Origin of the sequence: Paraburkholderia sp. J7, assembly GCF_905220155.1 — a bacterium.
Classification (GTDB): domain Bacteria; phylum Pseudomonadota; class Gammaproteobacteria; order Burkholderiales; family Burkholderiaceae; genus Paraburkholderia.
This window is the reverse complement of record NZ_CAJMYZ010000018.1, coordinates 95,424-114,699: the sequence shown is the minus strand read 5'-3', so window position 1 is coordinate 114,699 and position 19,276 is coordinate 95,424. Positions and strand designations below refer to the sequence as shown.

16 protein-coding genes are annotated in these 19,276 nt (G+C 64.1%); 14 read left to right on the top strand and 2 right to left on the bottom strand.

All coding sequences use genetic code 11. The features are described 5' to 3' along the window. Window positions 1-2 precede the first annotated feature (2 nt). The 3 genes from U5A58_RS27065 (at window position 3) to U5A58_RS27055 (ending at window position 3,140) form a co-directional block, all read left to right on the top strand. Window positions 3-1,016: a Bug family tripartite tricarboxylate transporter substrate binding protein gene (locus U5A58_RS27065; protein ID WP_321963684.1), complete on the top strand. Its 1,014-nt coding sequence runs from the start codon at window positions 3-5 to the stop codon at window positions 1,014-1,016. Between the two features lie 79 nt (window positions 1,017-1,095). Then, window positions 1,096-1,947 (top strand): fumarylacetoacetate hydrolase family protein, encoded by an 852-nt coding sequence (locus U5A58_RS27060; RefSeq protein WP_321963683.1) that lies wholly within the window; start codon window positions 1,096-1,098, stop codon window positions 1,945-1,947. Then, window positions 1,944-3,140, top strand: coding sequence for an MFS transporter (locus tag U5A58_RS27055; protein ID WP_321963682.1), 1,197 nt, complete (start codon window positions 1,944-1,946; stop codon window positions 3,138-3,140). The genes U5A58_RS27060 and U5A58_RS27055 overlap by 4 nt, the downstream gene beginning before the upstream one ends. A gap of 77 nt (window positions 3,141-3,217) precedes the next feature. On the opposite strand, the gene U5A58_RS27050 is transcribed toward U5A58_RS27055, so the two are convergent. After that, complete coding sequence (locus U5A58_RS27050) at window positions 3,218-4,105, bottom strand: LysR family transcriptional regulator (RefSeq protein ID WP_321963681.1); 888 nt, start codon at window positions 4,103-4,105, stop codon at window positions 3,218-3,220. Between the two features lie 94 nt (window positions 4,106-4,199). On the opposite strand from U5A58_RS27050, the gene U5A58_RS27045 reads away from it, so the two are divergent. The 11 genes from U5A58_RS27045 to U5A58_RS26995 all read left to right on the top strand — a co-directional run bounded on the left by U5A58_RS27045 (window position 4,200) and on the right by U5A58_RS26995 (window position 17,509). Further along, window positions 4,200-4,703: a lactoylglutathione lyase family protein gene (locus U5A58_RS27045; RefSeq protein ID WP_321916221.1), complete on the top strand. Its 504-nt coding sequence runs from the start codon at window positions 4,200-4,202 to the stop codon at window positions 4,701-4,703. Then, window positions 4,700-5,707, top strand: a complete 1,008-nt coding sequence (locus U5A58_RS27040; RefSeq protein WP_321963680.1) for a zinc-binding dehydrogenase — start codon at window positions 4,700-4,702, stop codon at window positions 5,705-5,707. Before U5A58_RS27045 ends, U5A58_RS27040 begins: the two co-directional genes overlap by 4 nt. Before the next feature lie 30 nt (window positions 5,708-5,737). Then, window positions 5,738-6,358: an O-methyltransferase gene (locus tag U5A58_RS27035; RefSeq protein WP_321963679.1), complete on the top strand. Its 621-nt coding sequence runs from the start codon at window positions 5,738-5,740 to the stop codon at window positions 6,356-6,358. 240 nt (window positions 6,359-6,598) lie between these two features. Next, window positions 6,599-7,672, top strand: coding sequence for an efflux RND transporter periplasmic adaptor subunit (locus U5A58_RS27030; RefSeq protein WP_321963678.1), 1,074 nt, complete (start codon window positions 6,599-6,601; stop codon window positions 7,670-7,672). A gap of 17 nt (window positions 7,673-7,689) precedes the next feature. Then, the gene (locus U5A58_RS27025) at window positions 7,690-10,947 is read left to right on the top strand and encodes an efflux RND transporter permease subunit (protein WP_415774300.1); all 3,258 of its coding nucleotides are present in this window, start codon (window positions 7,690-7,692) and stop codon (window positions 10,945-10,947) included. Then, entirely contained in the window at window positions 10,944-12,422 is a 1,479-nt protein-coding gene (locus U5A58_RS27020) for an efflux transporter outer membrane subunit (RefSeq protein ID WP_321963676.1), read from the top strand. Before U5A58_RS27025 ends, U5A58_RS27020 begins: the two co-directional genes overlap by 4 nt. Window positions 12,423-12,528: 106 nt before the next feature. Next, on the top strand, window positions 12,529-13,989 hold the full coding sequence (locus U5A58_RS27015) for an ATP-binding protein (RefSeq protein WP_321916227.1): 1,461 nt from the start codon (window positions 12,529-12,531) through the stop codon (window positions 13,987-13,989). Continuing rightward, window positions 13,982-14,662 carry a response regulator gene (locus U5A58_RS27010; RefSeq protein WP_321963675.1) on the top strand — a complete coding sequence of 227 codons (681 nt, stop codon included), beginning with the start codon at window positions 13,982-13,984 and terminating at the stop codon, window positions 14,660-14,662. The genes U5A58_RS27015 and U5A58_RS27010 overlap by 8 nt, the downstream gene beginning before the upstream one ends. Window positions 14,663-14,832: 170 nt before the next feature. Next, complete coding sequence (locus U5A58_RS27005) at window positions 14,833-16,128, top strand: FAD-binding oxidoreductase (RefSeq protein WP_321963674.1); 1,296 nt, start codon at window positions 14,833-14,835, stop codon at window positions 16,126-16,128. Between the two features lie 13 nt (window positions 16,129-16,141). Further along, complete coding sequence (locus U5A58_RS27000; protein ID WP_321963673.1) at window positions 16,142-16,699, top strand: XRE family transcriptional regulator; 558 nt, start codon at window positions 16,142-16,144, stop codon at window positions 16,697-16,699. 531 nt (window positions 16,700-17,230) lie between these two features. Further along, window positions 17,231-17,509, top strand: coding sequence for an HU family DNA-binding protein (locus tag U5A58_RS26995; protein ID WP_028207645.1), 279 nt, complete (start codon window positions 17,231-17,233; stop codon window positions 17,507-17,509). A 248-nt stretch (window positions 17,510-17,757) separates the two neighbouring features. Here the strand turns inward: U5A58_RS26995 and U5A58_RS26990 are convergent, their stop codons facing one another. Next, window positions 17,758-19,260 (bottom strand): GGDEF domain-containing protein, encoded by a 1,503-nt coding sequence (locus U5A58_RS26990; protein ID WP_321963672.1) that lies wholly within the window; start codon window positions 19,258-19,260, stop codon window positions 17,758-17,760. Window positions 19,261-19,276: the final 16 nt, after the last annotated feature.

The following is a 19,276-nucleotide window of genomic DNA, read 5'->3' as shown; positions in this document are numbered from 1 at the left end:
CAGTGAGATCCGTTCCAGTCAAACGAAGACGGCGTGCGCTGGCTTCGCTCGCCGTTTTCGCGCTGTGCTTCGCGCTGTGCTTCGCGTTTGGGCAGCAGGCGATTGCGGCCGATGCCGATAGCGACTATCCGTCGCGCACGATCACGATCGTCGTGCCGTTCGCGGCGGGTGGTGCGGGGGACCTGACGACGCGCGTGTTCGCGCAGAAGCTTGCACAGGTCGTCAGTCATCCTGTGATCGTGCTGAACCGGCCCGGCGCGGGCTTCGTCAACTCGGCGACGATGGTGGCGCACGCGCGACCCGACGGTTATACGGTGTTTTTAAGCGGCAATGGCGCGGATATTTCATCGGTGCTCTTTCGCAATCTGCCGTACAAGCTGAGCGACTTCAGACACGTGTCGTCGGTGGCGTTTTTCGACCTGGCGGTTTTGGTGGACAGCCATGCGAAGTACAGGTCGATGGCGGAATTCATCGACGACGCGAAGGCGCATCCCGGCAAGCTGAACATCGCAACCGTATCGACCGGCAGCACGCAGAATCTTGCGGCGTCGTTGCTGAACATGAAGGCGGGGATCGACGTACAGATCGTGCCGTTCGAAACGACCAGCGAAGTGCTGTCGGCGCTGCGTGGCGGTTCGGTGCAGGCCGTGGTCGAGGTGATACCGTCGGCGCTCGGCCAGGTGTCGTCCGGTGCGCTGCGCGCCCTTGCGGTGACGTCGCCCGTGCGATTCGCGGGCTTGCCGCAAGTGCCGACGCTCGCCGAAAGCGGCTTTCCCGGCTTCGACGCGACATCCTGGAGCGGCCTGAGCGTGCCAGCGAAAACGAGCGACACGGTGGTGAGCCGCCTTGCCGCCGCAACGGCGACCGCGCTCAACGATCCCACAGTCAAGCAGAAGATGCTGATGCTCGGCGCGGACGCGCGCGCGGACACGCCGGAGCAGATGACGCGACTCGTGCAGAGCGACACAGCGAAATGGCAGCAAGTGATTCAGCAGGCGGGCATACCGCAACGTTGAGTCCGCAACGAACCGGGTGCACGAATCGAGCACCACGGTCATGTGTACAAACCTGACTACTCGAAAGATTGGATTCGCGATGAAACTGACCAGTTTTCGCCACGCCGGGCGCGCCACGTACGGCGTCGTAACCGATGATGGGATCGTCGACGCTGCGCCCTTCGCGGCGGAATGCGGCGCTACACTCAAGGAAGCGCTCGAGCGCGATTCGCTGGAGGCCGTCGCCAGGCACGCTGCGCGCGCGGGCCGCACGCTCGCGTGGCGCGATGTCGAACCACTGCCGGTGATTCCTGACCCCTCGAAGATTCTGTGTGTCGGCATCAATTACCTCTCGCATGTGAAGGAAACGGGACGCGAGGTGCCGGACAAGCCAATGCTCTTTACGCGGTTCGCGCAATCGCAAACGGCGCACGAAGGGCCGATCACGCGGCCGCGCGCGTCGGAGCGCCTGGACTTCGAAGGCGAGCTTGCCGTGGTGATAGGCAAGCCCGCGCGTCATGTGCGTGCCGCCGATGCGTTCGGCGTCGTCGCCGGCTACGCGTGCTACAACGACGGCAGCGTGCGCGACTGGCAGCGCCACACGTCGCAATTCACGCCCGGCAAGAACTTCCCGCAGACCGGTGCGTTCGGGCCCTGGCTCGTCACCGCGGACGAAGCAGGCGATCCGTCGAAACTCGCGCTCACTACTCGGCTCAATGGCGAGATCGTGCAGCAGGCCACGATCGACGATCTCATTTTCCCCGTGCCGCAGCTCATCGAATACTGCTCGACGTTTTGCGAGCTTTCGCCGGGCGACGTGATCATCACCGGCACCACGGGCGGCGTGGGCGCATTTCGCAGTCCGCCGCTGTGGATGAGAGCAGGCGACGTCGTGGAAGTCGAAATCTCGCGCATCGGCATACTGCGCAATATGGTCGTCGACGAGGTATGAACGCACTGTTGCGCCACGCGTCGTTCACGCGCTTCTGGGCGGCTCGTGTCAGCTCCATCGCCGCGCAGCAGATGCTGATGCTCGCAGTGAGCTGGCATATGTATGACCTGACGGGCAGCGCATGGGATCTCGGTCTCGTTGGGCTATTCCAGTTCGTGCCCGCGTTCGCCACGACTTTTGTCGCCGGACATTGTGCGGACCGCATGCATCGCGGGCGGCTCGTTGCGCTGTGTCTTGGCGCTCAGGCGGCGGTGGCGACGCTGCTCGCTGTTTCGACAGCAATGCACACCGTGTCGCGCGATGTGCTGCTGGGGCTTTCGCTGCTGCTCGGGGCGATACGGCCATTCCAGATGTCGGGGCAGCAGGCGCTGCTGCCCATGCTCGTGCCGTCGTCGCTGCTTGCCAAGGCGACGGCGTTGAGCACAGTGGGCCAGCAGGTTTCGGTGATTGCGGGGCCGGCGCTGGGCGGACTGCTGTTCGCGGTTGGCGTGAATGCCGTGTACGGAACGTGTGCGGCGCTCTTTTGCGTGAGCGCGGCCATGTGTGCGTTCGTGCACTACGAGTACGTGCCGCCGCCGCGCGAGCCCGTCACCGCGGAAACGATACTCGCGGGCCTGCACTTCGTATGGCGTAATCCGTTGTTGCTCGGCGGCGTGTCGCTCGATCTTTTCGCGGTGCTGTTCGGCGGCGCGACGGCGCTGCTGCCGATCTACGCGAGAGAGATCCTGCAAGTCGGCCCACAGGGCCTAGGCCTGCTGCGCGCCGCGCCCGCGGTTGGCGCATTGGGTGTTGGGCTCTACCTGTCTCGCCATTCGATTGGCGACGGCGTGGGCAAGAAGCTGCTAGCGGCGGTGGCCTTATATGGTGTGTGCATCGTCGCGTTCGGACTGTCGCGTGTGTTTCCGGTTTCACTGCTGCTGCTTGCCATTGCAGGCGGCGCCGACACGGTCAGCGTCGTCGTGCGGCAGACACTCGTACAACTCGAAACACCGGATCGCATGCGCGGGCGCGTCGCTGCCGTGAATGGCCTCTTTATCGGCGCGAGCAACCAGCTTGGTGAATTCGAATCGGGCGTTGCGGCAACGGCGCTTGGGGTGGTTGGCGCGGTGGTGTTCGGTGGATGTGCGACGATTCTCGTCAGCATTGCGTGGAGCCAGCTTTTCAAGCCGCTTGCGCAGCGTGAGACGTTGTAGCGAACGTCGCGCTCCGCGCCCAGGCTACGGCGAGACAATGTTTTAGCGAGGAATGCTAGTTCTCTTCGCAGAGTGAGTTATGACGACCCGGCGCGAAACGTCGGCATTCTACGAATTTCGTTCAGCACCCAGATCGCGCGTGACGAGAGCGGCCACTCGGCACGATGGATCAGCCACAAGGTATCGACGACTGGCGCGCCACATTCGATCACGCGAATGGCGCCTGCCTGTGCGAACGCTTCACGCGCGTGCCGGGGAATCACCGTAAATCCCAGTCCGCGCGCGACAGGTTCGAGGATCAACGAGATCTGGTTGCTGAACCCATGCTGCGGCAGGCTCAGCACACCCGGATTGGCGGGAAAGTGGCGGGCCAGGAGTCTGGTGGCCATGGCTTGTCCGTCCGGATGATCGATAAAGCCCAGCCGCTCGAGATCCGCCCAGCCTTTCACGTCCTCACCGGCGGGAACCACGAGTTCGAGCGGCTCCTCGGCGAAGGGTTCGGCGGCAAGGCGTGCGTCGTCGGGCCGGAGCGTCACCAGGCCGAGTTCGTATCGCTTGTCGAGCACCGCTTCGCGCGTTTCGGGATCGGGTGCGAAACGATGGCGGATCACGAGGCCCGGATGGGCCCGTTGCAAATCGAGCAGCAACGGATAAAGCGCCAGTCCCACGCTGCCCGGCGTGATGAGGCTGACTTCACCGCTGTCGACCGTGGCGTCGGACAGCCGCGCCTGCAGACGCTTATGTGACGCCTCGACCTCGTTACAGTAGTCGAGCAGCGCGGCCCCGGCCGGCATCAGTTCGAACTGGCGACCGCGCCGGATCAGCAGCGGCCCCAATTGTGCCTCGAGGTGCTGCACGTGCTGGCTGACGGCTGCCTGCGTCAGTCCCAGCTGGTTGGCGGCGCGCGTGAAGCCGCCCAGTTCCGCCACGCAAGCGAACGAGCGCAGCCATTGGGGGTTGAGCATAACGAATTCTTATCCAATCGATAAGAATGCATTAGAGCAGATTTTGGCGGGCAGGGGCTACGCTTGTTGAATCGACGTTTCAGGAGCTTTGATCATGTCTCGACCCTATCCGCGCAGTTTTTCCCACATTGGTCTTTCCGTGACCGACCTCGACGCCGCCGTCCGCTTCTATACCGATGTCATGGGGTGGTATCTGATCATGCCGCCGACCACGATCACGGAGGACGACAGTGCGATCGGCGTGATGTGCACCGACGTGTTCGGTGCGGGCTGGGGTTCGTTCCGCATTGCGCACCTTTCGACGGGGGACCGTATCGGCGTGGAAATCTTCGAGTTCCGCAACGCGCAGAAGCCTGAGAACAACTTTGAGTACTGGAAGACGGGCGTCTTTCACTTCTGCGTTCAGGACCCGGATGTGGAGGGGCTGGCCGCAAAGATCGTCGCCGCCGGCGGCAAGCAGCGCATGCCGGTGCGCGAATATTTCCCGGGCGAGAAGCCCTACCGGATGGTCTACATGGAAGACCCGTTCGGCAACATCCTGGAAATCTACAGCCATAGCTACGAGTTGACCTACTCGGCCGGCGCCTACCAGCAATGACAGCGCCGGGCATGCATGGCGCGATTGAACGCGCGGAGCACCGCGCGTGGACCTGGCACACCAGTCCGGAGCCGCTGAGCCTGAAACTGGAACGGGTTCCTGTGCCGGTGCCTGCGGCGGGCCAGGTGCTCGTGCGTAATGCGGCGATCGGGCTGAATCCGGTGGACTGGAAAGTGCTGGGCGGCGCGCTCGTGAACTGGCGGGCAGGCCACGTGCCGGGCGTCGATGGCTCGGGCGAAGTGGTGGCGCTCGGCGAGGGCGTCAGCGCCGAGCGGCTCGGCCAACGCGTGGCCTATCACACGAGTCTGCATCGCGACGGCAGCTTTGCGGAGCACACGCTCGTGGACGCGCGAGCGCTACTGTGTCTCCCCCATGCGCTCGACTTCGAAACGGCAGCGGGCTTTCCCTGTCCGGCGCTGACCGCCTGGCTCGCGATCGACAAGGTGCCGGTGAAGCCCGGGCAGCCGCTGCTCGTGAGCGGTGCAGGCGGCGCGGTCGGACAGTACCTGATTCAACTCGCCGCCGCGCGTGGCTTTGCCGTGACCGCCATGGCCAATGCGCGGCATCGGGACCGTCTGCTTGCGCTCGGGGCGAAAGATTGCGTCGACGGGCCGCTACCCGATGGTGAAGCATGGACGGGTGGCCGGCGTTATTTCGCAGTCCTCGACACGGTCAGCGGCGATCACGCCACGCGTATGGCGGCCGCGCTGCGGGCCAACGGTCATCTGGTCTGCATCCAGGACCGCGTGCCGCAATGGCCGTGCGAGCCATTCGGTTTGACGTTGTCGATGCACGAAGTGGCATTGGGTGCGCTGCACGTGCATGGCGACGACGGTGCATGGTTGCAGTTACGGCGCGCGGGCGAACGGATGCTGGGTGAAGTGTCCGAGGGACGCATGCAGCCACAGGGGCGCGTCGTGCACACGTTCGACGAGCTGGCCCAACTGCTCGATACGCTGAGGAACCGGAATTTCTCCGGCAAACCGGTGATCCGCGTGTCGTAGTCGCCATCACTCGACCGCAAGGAGAATTCGATGGATGTTCGAGTCACAGAAGTTCTGGCGCTGTACCACGCCCGTATGCAGCAAGAGCGCAGCCAGCCGAGAGCCGAAGCGCCTGGCGGGCGCGACGGTGGTCACGACCAGCGCATGCGGGCCGTTTCGCCGGAAGCCGGGCAACTGCTCAACACTCTCGCGAAGAGTCTTGCTGAACCCGTCATCCTCGAACTCGGCACCTCGTTCGGTTATTCCGGCATCTGGCTGGCCGAAGCAGCGCGCGCCAGCGGTGGCCGGCTCATCACGATGGAGCTGCACGACTACAAGTCGCACTACGCCCAGGACATGGCGGCGAGAGCGGGCCTCGCGGACTGGATCGACTTCCGGATCGGCGACGCCGTGCAGTTGATTGGCGAGCTTGCGGGTAAGGTCGACTTCGTGTTCGTGGACCTGTGGAAGGATCTCTACGTGCCTTGCCTCGAAGCGTTCTATCCGAAGCTCAATCCCGGCGCGATCGTCGTCGCGGACAACATGCTGCGCCCCGGGTCCGAGGACGTGCGCGCCTACGGGCAGGCAGTTCGCGCGAAGCCCGGCATGCGCAGCGTGCTGCTGCCTGTGGGCACTGGCATGGAGGTCAGCCGCTACGAAGCCGGCTTCTGACGATAGCCGGCATGCCTCGATGTAGCGATCGGACCCGTTCTCCGCCGTTCCTAATTTCTTGCGAATTTGATTTGCATAATGCCGCAATCGGGCGTGGACCGCGCTCTCGGTATTAAGGCCTTTCCTATGCAAATCCTGCTTTCCGTGCCTCGTTGGACCAGCGTTCTGTTTCTGGCTTGTGCGTTGGCGGCGTGTTCGCACGAGCAAAAGAGCGCTCAGAAAAAAGTTCAGACGGTGTCCGTGGAAACGGTCAAAACCGTGCCTTTTGCGCAGTCGGCGTCGCTGCCGGGGCGTGCGACGTCGTTCCTGACCTCGCCGGTCACGCCTCAAGTGACCGGCGTGATCCAGAAGCGTCTGTTCACCGAAGGCAGCGTGGTGCACGAAGGCCAGGTGCTCTATCAGATCGATCCCGCGCCGTATCAGGCGACCTACGACGCCGACAAGGCCAACCTCGAAAAAGCGCAGGCGGCATTGCTGTCGGCCCGGCCGATCGCCGAGCGCGACCGCTCTCTGGCCGCCATCGACGCGATCAGCAAGGAAACGCTCGAAGACGCGGAAGCGACGCTCAAGCAGGACGAGGCGACGATCGACGAGGACAAGGCCGCGCTGGAAAGCGCGCGCATCAATCTCAACTACACGCGCGTGACGGCGCCCGTGACGGGCACGATCAGCGCGTCGACCTATACGCCCGGCGCACTGGTGACGGCGGACCAGACCACGGCGCTCGCGACGATCTACGCCTACGACCCGATGTATCTCGACGTCACCGAATCTAGTACGGACGTGCTCGCGCTGCGCAAAAAGCTCGCGAGCGGCACCTACAAGACCGACGCGAACGGCAACGCCAAAGTCCGGATCACGCTGGAGGACGGCACCGCCTACGCACACGAAGGCACGCTGCAATTCGCGGGCGTGGGCGTCGATGAAACCACGGGCACCGTGACGTTGCGCGTGATCGTGCCGAATCCGGAAAAGCTGCTGTTGCCGGGCGAGTATCTGCACGCCGTCATCGATCAGGGCATCAACGAAAACGCAATCCTCGTGCCGCAACAGGCGGTGGCCCACGATCAGCGCGGCAACGCGACGGCGCTGATCGTCGACGGCGAGAACAGGATCGAGCAGCGTACGCTGATGCTCGCGGGCACGGCGAACAACAACGAGTGGGTCGTGACGGGCGGCCTCGCGGCGGGCGAGCGCATCGTCGTCGCCGGGTCGCAGTTCGTGAGCGTCGGCGATACGGTGAAGGCGGTTGAGGCATCCGAATCCAGCCAGGAAGCCGCGGCCGACGCTGCGTCCACGCCCGTGGCGAACTGAGGAGCGAAAGCATGCGTATCGCTCATTTCTTTATCGATCGGCCGGTTTTTGCGTGGGTGCTCGCGATTCTGGTGTCGTTGGCCGGCGCGTTTGCGATCACGCAATTGCCGCTCGACCAGTATCCGGACATCGCCCCGCCGACCATCCAGATCACCGCGACCTATAACGGCGCGTCTGCGCAGACCAATCAGGATGCGGTCGTGCAGGTCATCGAACAGCAGATGGTCGGGCTCGACAATCTGATGTACATGTCCTCGTCAGCGAATTCCGAGGGCAATATCTCGATCAAGCTGACGTTCTCGGCGGGCACGAATCCGGACACCGCGCAGGTGCAGGTGCAGGACCAGCTCCAGTCGGCCAATGCGCTGCTGCCGGAAGAGGTGCAGGAAAGCGGCGTGACCGTGCGCAAGGCGTCGCCCGATACCTTCCTCGTCTTCAACCTCGTGTCCGAGGACGGCAAGATGAGCAAGGCGGCCATTGCCGACTACCTGTACAGCAACCTCGAAGAGCAGATCGAGCGCCTGCCGGGCGTCGGCCAGGCGCAGCAGTTCGGTTACGAATACGCGATGCGGATCTGGCTCGATCCGAACAAGCTGCAAAAGTACGCGCTGATGCCCTCCGACGTCGTCACCGCGATCGACGCGCAGAACACCGACGTGGCGGCGGGCGAGGTCGGCAATACGCCGGCGGTCAAGGGCCAGGAACTCGACGCGACGATCACGGCGCGCAGCCGCCTGACGACCGCACAGCAGTTCCGGGACATCGTGCTCAAGACCGAGACCAATGGCTCGCAGGTGCTGCTTGGCGACGTCGCGCGCGTCTCGCTCGGCCCGCAGGCCTACACGGTGGAAACCAACTTCAACAACAAGCCTGCTTCGGGTCTGGGTCTGCAACTCGCGCCGGGTGCGAACGAAGTGCAGGTCGACAAGGAAGTGCACGCCTTCCTGAACAAGCGCGCGGCAAGCTTTCCGGCGGGCCTGAAGGTCGAATATCCTTACGAGATGGTGCCGTTCATCAAGACCTCGATCGAGGAAGTGGTGAAGACGCTCGCCGAGGCCATCGTGCTCGTGGTCGCGATCATGTTCCTGTTCCTCCAGAACCTGCGCACCACGCTGATTCCGGCCATTGCGGTGCCGGTCGTGCTGCTCGGCACCTTCGGCATCCTGGACGTGCTGGGTTATTCGATCAACATGCTGACGATGTTCGGCGTGGTGCTCGCAATCGGTCTGCTGGTGGACGACGCGATCGTCGTGGTCGAGAACGTCGAGCGCCTCATGACCGAAGAGCACCTCTCGCCGCGCGACGCGACGAAGAAGTCGATGACGGAAATCAGCAGCGCGCTGGTCGCCATTGCGATGGTGCTGTCCGCCGTGCTGTTGCCGATGGCGTTCTTCGGCGGCTCGACCGGCATCATTTATCGTCAGTTTTCGGTGTCCGTGGTTTCGGCGATGGCGCTTTCCGTGGTGGTGGCGTTGACGTTCACGCCCGCGCTGTGCGCAACGATTTTGAAAGACGGGCACGAGAAGCCCAAGGGCCGGTTCTTCAGCGGCTTCAATCGCGGCTTCGACGCCTCGACCGGCAAGTACCGCCGCGCCGTCGACAAGATGCTCCACCATCGCAAGCCCGCGATTATCGTCTACGCGTTGCTCGTTGTGGGCGCGGGGCTGCTGTTCGTGCGGTTGCCGACGTCGTTTCTGCCGACCGAGGATCAAGGCGTGCTGATGGTGACGGTGACCGCGCCCGTTGGCGCAACGCGCGAGCGCACTGAAGCGACGATGGCGAAAGTCGAAGACTATCTGCTCAAACAGCCGGCCGTGTCCGAAGTGTTCAACGTCGCCGGTTACGCGGTCGGCAGTAACGGCCAGAACGTCGGCATGATGTGGGTGAAGCTCAAGGACTGGAGCCAGCGCACAGCGGTCAACGACACGGCGCAGGGCTTCGTCTCCAAGGCTTCGCGCGATCTGTCACAGCAGATTCGCGACGCCAAGGTGTTCGTGCTGCAACCGCCGACGGTGCGCGGGCTGGGTATCAGTTCGGGCTTCGATATGCAGCTCGTCGATGAAGGCGGTCTTGGTCACACGGCGCTGGCCGCCGCGCGCGACAAGCTCATCAGGATGGCGAATCAAAGCGGCGTTGTGCGCCAGGTGCGCTTCAACGGTCTGGCCGACACGCCGCAACTGTCGCTCGACATCGACGACCACAAGGCGAGCGCAATGGGACTCACGCTCAGCGACGTCAACACGACGATCGAAGACGCGCTGGGTGGCGAATATGTCGACGAATTCCTCGATAACCAGCGCATCAAGAAGGTCTATGTGCAGGGCGACGCGCCGTTTCGCATGACGCCGGAGTCGCTGGAACAATGGTACGTGCGCAATGCGTCGGGCACGATGGTGCCGTTCTCCGCGTTCGCGACTTCGCACTGGACCTTCGGGCCGCCCGAACTCGACCGCTACAACGCCGAATCGTCGTTCGAGATCGTCGGCGATCCGGCGCCCGGCGTGAGTTCCGGTCAGGCAATGAAAACCATGGCGGATCTCGTGGCCAAACTGCCCAAGGGTATCTCGTACGCGTGGACGGGGCTGTCGTATCAGGAGCAGTTGTCGGGCGGCCAGGCGCCGTATCTTTACGCGGTTTCCGTGCTGTTCGTGTTCCTGTGTCTCGCAGCGCTCTATGAAAGCTGGTCGGTGCCGCTGGCCGTGCTGCTGATCGTGCCGCTCGGGGTGTTTGGCGCGGCGCTCGGCACGACGCTGCGCGGTCTGTCCAACGATGTTTACTTCCAGGTGGGGCTGCTCGTGACGGTGGGCCTGTCGTCGAAGAACGCGATTCTGATCGTTGAATTCGCCACGATGCTCGAAAAGCAGGGCGCCAGCACGCTCAAGGCGGTCGAGCAGGCGGTCGCATTGCGGATTCGGCCGATCATCATGACCTCGCTGGCATTTCTGCTTGGTGTCGCGCCGCTGGTCGTGGCGACCGGTGCGGGCGCGGCCGCGCGCCAGTCGATCGGCACGGGTGTGTTCGGCGGGACACTGGTTGGCACGGTACTCGCCATTTTCTTCACGCCGCTGTCGTATTTCATGGTGCGCAAGCTGAGCGGCAAGGGCGGCTCGCCAGGCGGCCGCGGTGGTCCGGGTAGTCGCGGCGGGGCCGGTGCGCCCGAAGGCGATTCGGGTTCGACGGGCGCGCAAGCTCAGGCGGGCGTCCCCGAGCACGCCGCGCAGGAAACCGAAGACGGCGAGGCATACGCGTTGTCGGTGAACGGAGGTGAGGCATGAAGCGCGCAGTCCACTGGATGCTGGCAGGCGCGGCCGCCGCGGCGCTGAGCGCGTGTATCGACCTGTCGCCCTCGTATCAGCGGCCCGCCGCGCCGGTCGCGGCGGCGTGGCCGGATGCCGCGTCTGCGGCAGCGTCCGGTACGCCCGCCGCCGATATCGGCTGGCGTACGTTCTTCGTCGATCCGCGCCTGCAACGCACGATCGCGCTCGCGCTGACGAACAACCGCGACCTGCGTATCGCGATTCTCGACATCGAAAAGGAGCGCGCGGAGTACCGGATCGAGCGGGCTGCGCTGTTTCCGGAAATCGACCTAGGCGGCTCCGAGGACGCTGGCCGCACGCCCACCTCCGTGAGCCGGGCGCAATCCGGCGAGTCGGCCACGACGAGCGGCGCGACGGGCAAGACCTCGCACATCTACAGCGCGAATCTGGGCTTCACCTCGTACGAACTCGATCTGTTCGGACGCGTGCGCAATCTGAGCCAGGCTGCGATGGAGACTTACCTCTCGTCGATCGAAACACGCCGCAGCACGCAGATCAGCCTGGTTTCGGATGTGGCGAGCGACTGGCTGACGCTCGCCTCGGACAAACGCCTGCTGGTGATCGCACAGGAAACCCTGACGAGCCAGCAGCGCACGTTCGATCTCGTGGATCGCGAGCATGCACTCGGTGCGGCGAGCGCGCTCGATGTCGAGCAGGCGCAGGCGAGTCTGCAAGCCGCGCGCAACTCAGTCGCGCAGGCGCAGACTACGGCGGCGCAGGCGCGCAACGCGCTCGAACTCGTCGTCGGCGCACGCGTGCCGGACGCCGATCTGCCGGATGCGCAGGTCGATCCGGTCTCCAGCATCACGACCATTCCCGCGGGCATTCCATCGTCCGTGCTGCAACGTCGCCCCGACGTGCTGGCCGCCGAACACACGTTGAAGGCCGATAACGCCGACATTGGCGCCGCGCGCGCGAACTTTTTCCCGACCATCAGCCTGACTGCCGCGCTGGGTTTCGAAAGTCCCGCGCTGGCGCAGCTTTTCACGGGCGGCAATCGCAGCTGGTCGTTCGAGCCTTCGGCGGTCATTCCGATCTTCAATGCCGGCGAGAATCGCGCCACGCTCGACGCCGCCAAGGTGACCGTGAAAATCGATATCGCGACCTACGAGAAGACGATTCAAACTGCCTTCGAGGAAGTGGCGAATGCGCTGGCCACGCGCGCGACCATCGACGAACAACTCGACGCCCAGACGCGCACAGTGAAGGCCGATCAGCACGCCTACGACCTGACGATGGCGCTATACCAGCAGGGCGGCGACAGCCTGATCGACGCGCTGACGCAACAGCGCTTGCTGTATTCTGCGCAGCAATCGCTGGTTGCCACGCAGCTTTCGGCGCAAACCAGTCTCATCACGCTTTACGCGGCGTTGGGCGGTGGTCTCGATCCCGCGGATTCCGGTGACGCGACGGCCGCTGCGGGCCAGCACTAAGGAGCATGAAGACGCACTGAGTGGCGTCTGCCGAGGTAGGTATGATGTCCGGACGTTTCCAGAAAGAACGGTGGGGTAGCAAGGTCATGTGCCAGGAGTCGATGTCATGCCGCAAGCACTGACACGCGTGATGCGCGCGATTCGCCGGGCGAGCCTCACCGGCAAGCTGTTTGCCGCCATGCTCGTCGTCAACGTGCTCGTGATCGGCGCGATGACGGTGGGCGCGCGGCTGAGCTTCGAGCGCGGCTTCCTCGGTTATCTCGAACAGCAGGAAATCAAGCGGCTCGAGTCGAGTGTCGGACCGCTGGCCACGGCGTATCGCGACCACGGCAGCTGGGATTTTCTGCTGCAGAATCGCAGCCTCTGGCACGAGATCATGCGGCCGTATGCGCCGGCATCGTATCCGGTTTCGAGTCGCGCGCCACTGCCGCGCCTTCCGGTGTCGTCGCTGATCGGCACCAACACGCGTTTTACCCTGCTCGATGCGAACGGCGCGTATGTGTTCGGCAATCCGGCCTTCGCGGCGGCTTCGCCGCGCCGTCCCATCGTCGTCAATGGCAAGACCGTTGGCTGGCTGCTGATGGTGCCGTTCGAGCGCGCCACGGAAGCGGGCGACCTGCGCTTCCAGAAGACGCAGCGCGAGTCGAGCTGGATCATCACGATTGTGGCGACGCTGCTGGCGGTGCTCACGACCTTGTGGATGGCGCGCGCACTCGCGTCGCCGCTGCGCCGCATCGCGAACGCGACGCACACGCTGGCGGGCGGCGATCTGAGCGCGCGCGTACCGACGGTCTCCAGTGGCGACATCGGCCAGCTCGAGCACGATTTCAATCATCTTGCGCAAACGCTGGAAAGCACCGAGCGCATGCGCTCCGCGCTGGTCGCCGATATCTCGCACGAACTGCGTACGCCGCTCGCGGTGATGAGCGGCGAGATCGAAGCGATCGAAGTGGGCGTGCGGCCCGTAAGCGTGGAGGCCGTGCGATCACTCGGCGGAGAGGTCAAGCGCCTGAGCCGCCTCGTGGACGACCTCTACGATCTTTCGCTCGCCGATGTCGGCGCGCTGCGCTATCACCACGAGCGGATCGACGTGTGCGAAACGCTCAGATCGGTGTTGCGCCGTAGCGCACGGCGGCTCGACGATGCGGGTCTCGTCCTGCGCACCGATCTGCCGGATGCGCCGTTGTGGGTGCGCGGCGACGAGCGGCGGCTGCAGCAGGTCTTCACCAATATTCTCGAAAACGCGGTGCGCTATGTCGATGCGGGCGCCTTCGTCTATGTGACAGCCCGCGAAGATGCACACACGGTGCGTATCGATTTCGACGACAGCGGCGCGGGCGTACCCGACGCGACGCTGCCGTCGCTCTTCGAGCGTTTCTATCGCGTCGAGGCGTCGCGTAGCCGCGCGACCGGCGGCGCGGGTCTCGGCCTGCCGATCTGCCGCGGCATCGTCGAGGCGCACAACGGCCGTATCGAAGCCGCGCACGCGCCGCTGGGCGGTTTGCGCATTGCCATCGAATTGCCGCGCCTGAAGGACAGCATCAGGAACCGACTTGATCATGAGTAACGAAACGCCAATCGACATTCTCATCGTCGAAGATGAGCCGAAGCTCGCGAGTGTGATGGCGGATTTTTTGCAGGCGGCCGGCTTCACGACGCGTTGCGTGAGCGACGGGCGCGAGGTGGCGAACGAAGTGGCGCGGCAGATGCCGGGTCTGATCGTGCTGGACCTGATGCTGCCCGGCCGCGACGGGCGCGATATCTGCCGTGATTTGCGGACCTATAGTGACGTGCCGATCATCATGGTGACGGCGCAGGTCGAAGAGGTCGATCGTTTGATCGGCCTCGAACTCGGCGCGGACGACTATATCTGCAAGCCCTTCAGCTTGCTCGAACTGGTCGCGCGCGTGAAGGCGATCCTGCGCCGCGCGCGCTTCGAGCGCTTTCCCGAGAGCGCGCCGCTCACGCTCGACGAAGAACGTTTTCAGGCGACGTTTCGCGGCGTGGCCATCGAATTCACGCCGATCGAATTCCGGCTGCTCAAGACGCTCGCGGGGCGGCCAGGCCGGGTGTTTTCGCGCGACGTGCTGATGGACCGGCTTTATCCGGACGGCCGCATCGTAGAGGATCGGACGATCGACAGCCACGTCAAGAAGATCCGCCGCAAGTTCGAGGCGGTTGCGCCTGGCGAGGACGTGATCCAGTCCGTGTACGGCGCGGGTTTTCGCCTGGCGTTATAGGGTGCTCGCGCACCGGTCGATCGTGCGGAAAGGAGCGCAGTCGAAGTTCGCCGGACTTTCTCCTGACCCGCGCGACTACCGCAGTGCGCACTACACCCAGGTTGCGTACATGAAATTGTCGTGATAATTTTTCATGAAATTAAGCATGATAATTTTCACGTACGCGCTCCATGTTCGCCGAATCGACCCGTCATATCGAAAGCTATTACGCGCGTCACTACGCCGAAAGCGGCGCGCTGCCCGAGCGCCCCGCGCTGGCGGGCGACTACAGTGCGGACGTCCTGATCATCGGCGCGGGTTTCAGCGGGCTGCACACGGCGTTGCGGCTGGCGCTAGCCGGGCGGCGCGTGGCGCTCGTCGAGGCGAGCCGTGTGGCGTGGGCCGCCTCGGGGCGCAACGGCGGTCAGGCGCTGCTCGGCTGGTCGTGCGACATGCCTCCGTTCGAACAGGCGCTGGGCTTGGCGGGCGCGCGCGAGTTGTGGGACAGCATGCGCTGGGCCGCCGCCGAAGTGCGCGAGTTGCCCGCGCGGCACGGCTTTGACATCGACTACCGGCCAGGCAGCCTGTGGGCGGCGGTCCGGCGCTCGCGTGTCGCGATGCTGGAAGCCGCGCGCGACGAGGCTGCGCAAAAGTGGGGTTACGAGCGCCTGCGGTTCATACCCGAAGCGGAGATGCCGGAGTGGATCGGCAGCCGCCGTTATCGCGCGGCGCTCTACGATCCCGAGGCGGGGCATCTCGATCCGCTCAAGCTTGCGCTTGGCCTCGCGGACGCCATCGAGCGCGCGGGCGGCGCCATCTTCGAGCAAAGCCGTGTGCTCGCGTATCGCGAAACGCCGAGCGGTTATGTGGCGGCCACACGGGAAGGCACGGTGCGCGCCGGCACCCTGGTGCTCGCCTGCAACGCCTACATCGACCGGCTCGATAGCGATCTCGCGGGGCGCGTGCTGCCCGTGGGCACCTGGCAGGTCGCCACGCGCAGGCTCGATCCTGAGCTTGCTCGCTTGCTGCTGCCGCGCAACAGTTGCGTGATCGACAATCAGTTCGTGCCGGACTACTTTCGGCTGAGCCCGGACCATCGCCTGCTTTTTGGCGGTGCGTGCACCTACCTTGGCGGCATCCCGAAGGACATTGGCGCGGCGATCCGCCCGAGCCTCGAGCGGGCGTTCCCGCAGTTGCGCGGCGTCGAGTTCGACTATGCGTGGGGCGGTCATATCGACATCAGCATTCGCCGCACGCCCGACGTTGGTCACGCACGCAATCGCTACTGGCTGCAGGGCTTTTCCGGGCACGGCATCCTGCCGACGCTCGCGGCGGCGCGCGCCGTTGCCGACGCCATCCTCGGCGAGCCGCGCTTGCTTTCGCTCTATGAGCGCATTCATAATCCGCGTTTTCCGGGCGGCGAGCGCTTCGCCGCGCCGCTCGAAGCGCTCGGCAAGTTGTGGTACCGCCTGCGCGACGTCGTGTGACAGAGAGAAACGCATGGACCGGCAGGACGAAATAGAAGGCCTCGCGATCCTCATTCGCGATCTGCGCAAACACAAGAAGGTGACGCTCACCGATCTCGCACGAAAAATCGGCCGTTCGGTGGGCTTTCTTTCGCAGGTCGAACGCGGTCTCTCGCGGCCCACGGTGGCGGATCTCACCGCTATCGGCGAGGCGCTGCAAACGCCTACTACGTACTTCTACAACGTGAGCATGCCGCGCGAGTTGCCGTGGGTCACGAGGCCAGGCGAGCGGCGCACGCTCTACTATGGCGGCGGCATTACGGACGTGCTCGTGTCGCCCAGCATGTCGTCGGGGTTCTCGATGCTGGAGAGCCGGCTCGACCCCGGCGCGACAAGCGGCGAGCGCCCCGTGGACGACAGCGACGAGCAAGGCGGCTTCGTGCTCGAAGGCGAGCTGACGATCTGGCTGGAGGATAACGAAGAGCCCGTGACGCTGCGGGCCAACGACAGCTTCCAGCTGCCGTCGCGCTGCCGTTTCCGTTATGCCAATCTCGCCGATGCGCCCGCGCGCGTGCTATGGGTTTTCACCTGAGCGGCGACTCGATAGATAATCAGTATGACTGAGCAATATATCGATTGATTATGCCGTAAAGTTACGCGTTGACGACACGCTGGGCGAAAGGCGTTTATGCTGCCTTACGTTGCGCAATTGAAAGACAGGACGCGATTCGGCCGGGCGCCTGGAACCTTGCTGGCGGCGTTCCCGCAGGGGAAGTATGACCGGCGGTTGCTCCGGCGAGGCATTTTTTCTGGCCTGGTCCAAATCGGAAATATCGCTGATTTTCGTTATCCGCCAGCGGCCATCTGCACGAATCGTTCCTGTATAAACCCGCTTAAAACCGCCGTAATGTCGTTTTTGTGCAGTTTTGCCAATTTTTAACGTAATTTTGTCTACACAGTGACTCCGCGTTGTGCTATTGATTCGGCTTTCGCCCTCATGCGCGGCAACCGCAAAACACGTGCCGGGCGGGCGATCGAGGCGTTTCCATATGCAACGCGATTTGCCTGTTTTGCCCGCGTGAGGTAGGGTATGCAGGTTTTCTCAACTCAACACAGGTAGCAGATGAACAAACAGGAACTCATTGACGCAGTCGCCGCTAGCACGGGCGAGACCAAGGCAGCCACGGGCGCCGCCATCGACGCGATTCTCGACGTCGTCACGCGTGCGGTCACCTCGGGTGACTCCGTGCAACTCGTCGGCTTCGGCTCGTTCTCGACTGGCCAGCGTGCCGCCCGCGTGGGCCGCAACCCGGCCACGGGCGCGGAGATCCAGATTGCCGCTGCCAAGACGGTGAAGTTCACCGCCGGCAAGGCATTCAAGGACGCTGTCAACGCGTCGTGATGCCAGGTCCGCCGTCATGGCGGATACGCGCGCTGCTGGCTCCGCTGGCTCATTGGCTGGTGCGCGGCGCAGTATCACGCCAGGGCGGTGGCACGCGCTTGGGCACGTGGCGTCACGCCGCTCGCCCGAGTGTGTGAGACGAGGGCGCAAAGCCTTCGGCAAGCCGGCATGCTCACATGCCGGCCGCTTTTTCTTCCCCGATTCTCCTACGGTGTCCGAAGCGTTTCTCACGCCTCGTGTGTCGAAGCTCACGCATCGCGCGCTGCGTCGGCTTCCATCGACGTGCGGCTCATTTCGTTGCGGCGGCGCTTGGCCTCGTACATCGCCGTATCGGCTTCACGCAGCATCGCTTCCACGCTTTCGCCTTCCTCGCAGCTCGCAAAACCCATTGAAAAGCTCAGTTTCGGTCCGCCGTAAAACTGGTTGTTCAACTCCACGAGTTTAGTGATGCTGTCCGCCACGGTTTCCGCATCGCGTGCGTCGGCGCCGGGCATCAGCACGGCAAATTCGTCGCCGCCGATGCGCGCGGCCTGATACGGCTTCTGAATCGCTTTCGCGAGCACTTCGCCCGCGCGGCGCAGCAACGCGTCGCCGGCCGCGTGGCCAAGCTGGTCGTTCACCGTCTTCAGGTTGTCCATGTCGACGACGATCGCGCTCACCGGGAACGGCCCCTTGCGATGCAAACGATTGAGTTCGTCCACATAGAACGAGCGGTTCTTGAGCTTCGTGAGCACGTCGTGCTTGCCGAGGAATTCGAGGTAGGCCTCGGCTTTCTTGCGCGCCGTGATGTCGGTGAGCGCGAGCAGCACGAGGTCCCATTGCGCCTCGTGACCCGGAAACACCGAAAACTGCAAGTGCACGTTGACTTCACTGCCGTCGAGCGCATAGTTCACCACCTCGCGCTGCTGGAAAAGCCGGCCTTCCCATAGATCGAGCAATTGCTCGCGGAAATGCGGGCGCATTTCGTCGCGGAACACCTCGGGCAGGCGCGCGAGCAGCGTGGCTTTGTCCGGTGCGCGAAACATGCCCAGCGTGTAGTGATTCACATCGAGCACCTCGATCTCGCTCATGCAGCGCTCGACGAATTCGGGGTGGACGTCGGTGAAGGTGCGAAAGTCGATGATGCCCTGTTCGCGAACTTCATTGAGCAGTTCGCGAATGGCGGAGAAGTTTTCGACCCACAGCGAAACCGGCGCGTGCTCGAAAATGCCGAGCGCGTATTGCTCGCTCGCGGCCGCGCGATGACGCGCTTCTTCGAGCGCCGAGACGTCTTCGATGGCCACGAGCACGCGACTCCAGTCGGCTTCGTGGCCCGGCAGGATCACGCCGCGCAACAGGATGTCCATGCGCCGGCCGCGCAGCGTGTAGTTCACGCTCTTGCTCTCGAACGTGCTGTGGCCCTCCCACATCTGCTCGAGTTCGCCGACGTGCGCCTGGAACATGTCGTCGCGCAGCACCTGCGCCAGGTGCGCGGCGAGTTCTTCATAATCGCGCGCACCGTAAAGATCGAGCGTATGGCGGTTGACCTTGAGCACGCGGATGCAGGCCGAGCATTCGGCCACGCGGCGCGGATCGTCTTCGAGGAAACTGCGCAGGTTGGTCACGCCTTGCGCGCGCCAGCGATCGAAGAGCGCACGCAACTGGCTATAGTCTTCGAGCCACAAGGAGGTGGGCGTCACGTCGAAGAAGTCGAGCAGATCGACGCCCATGTTGGCAAAGCTGGCCGCGGTGGCCGGGGTGCCTTGTTGCATGTCGGTTGGATGTAAG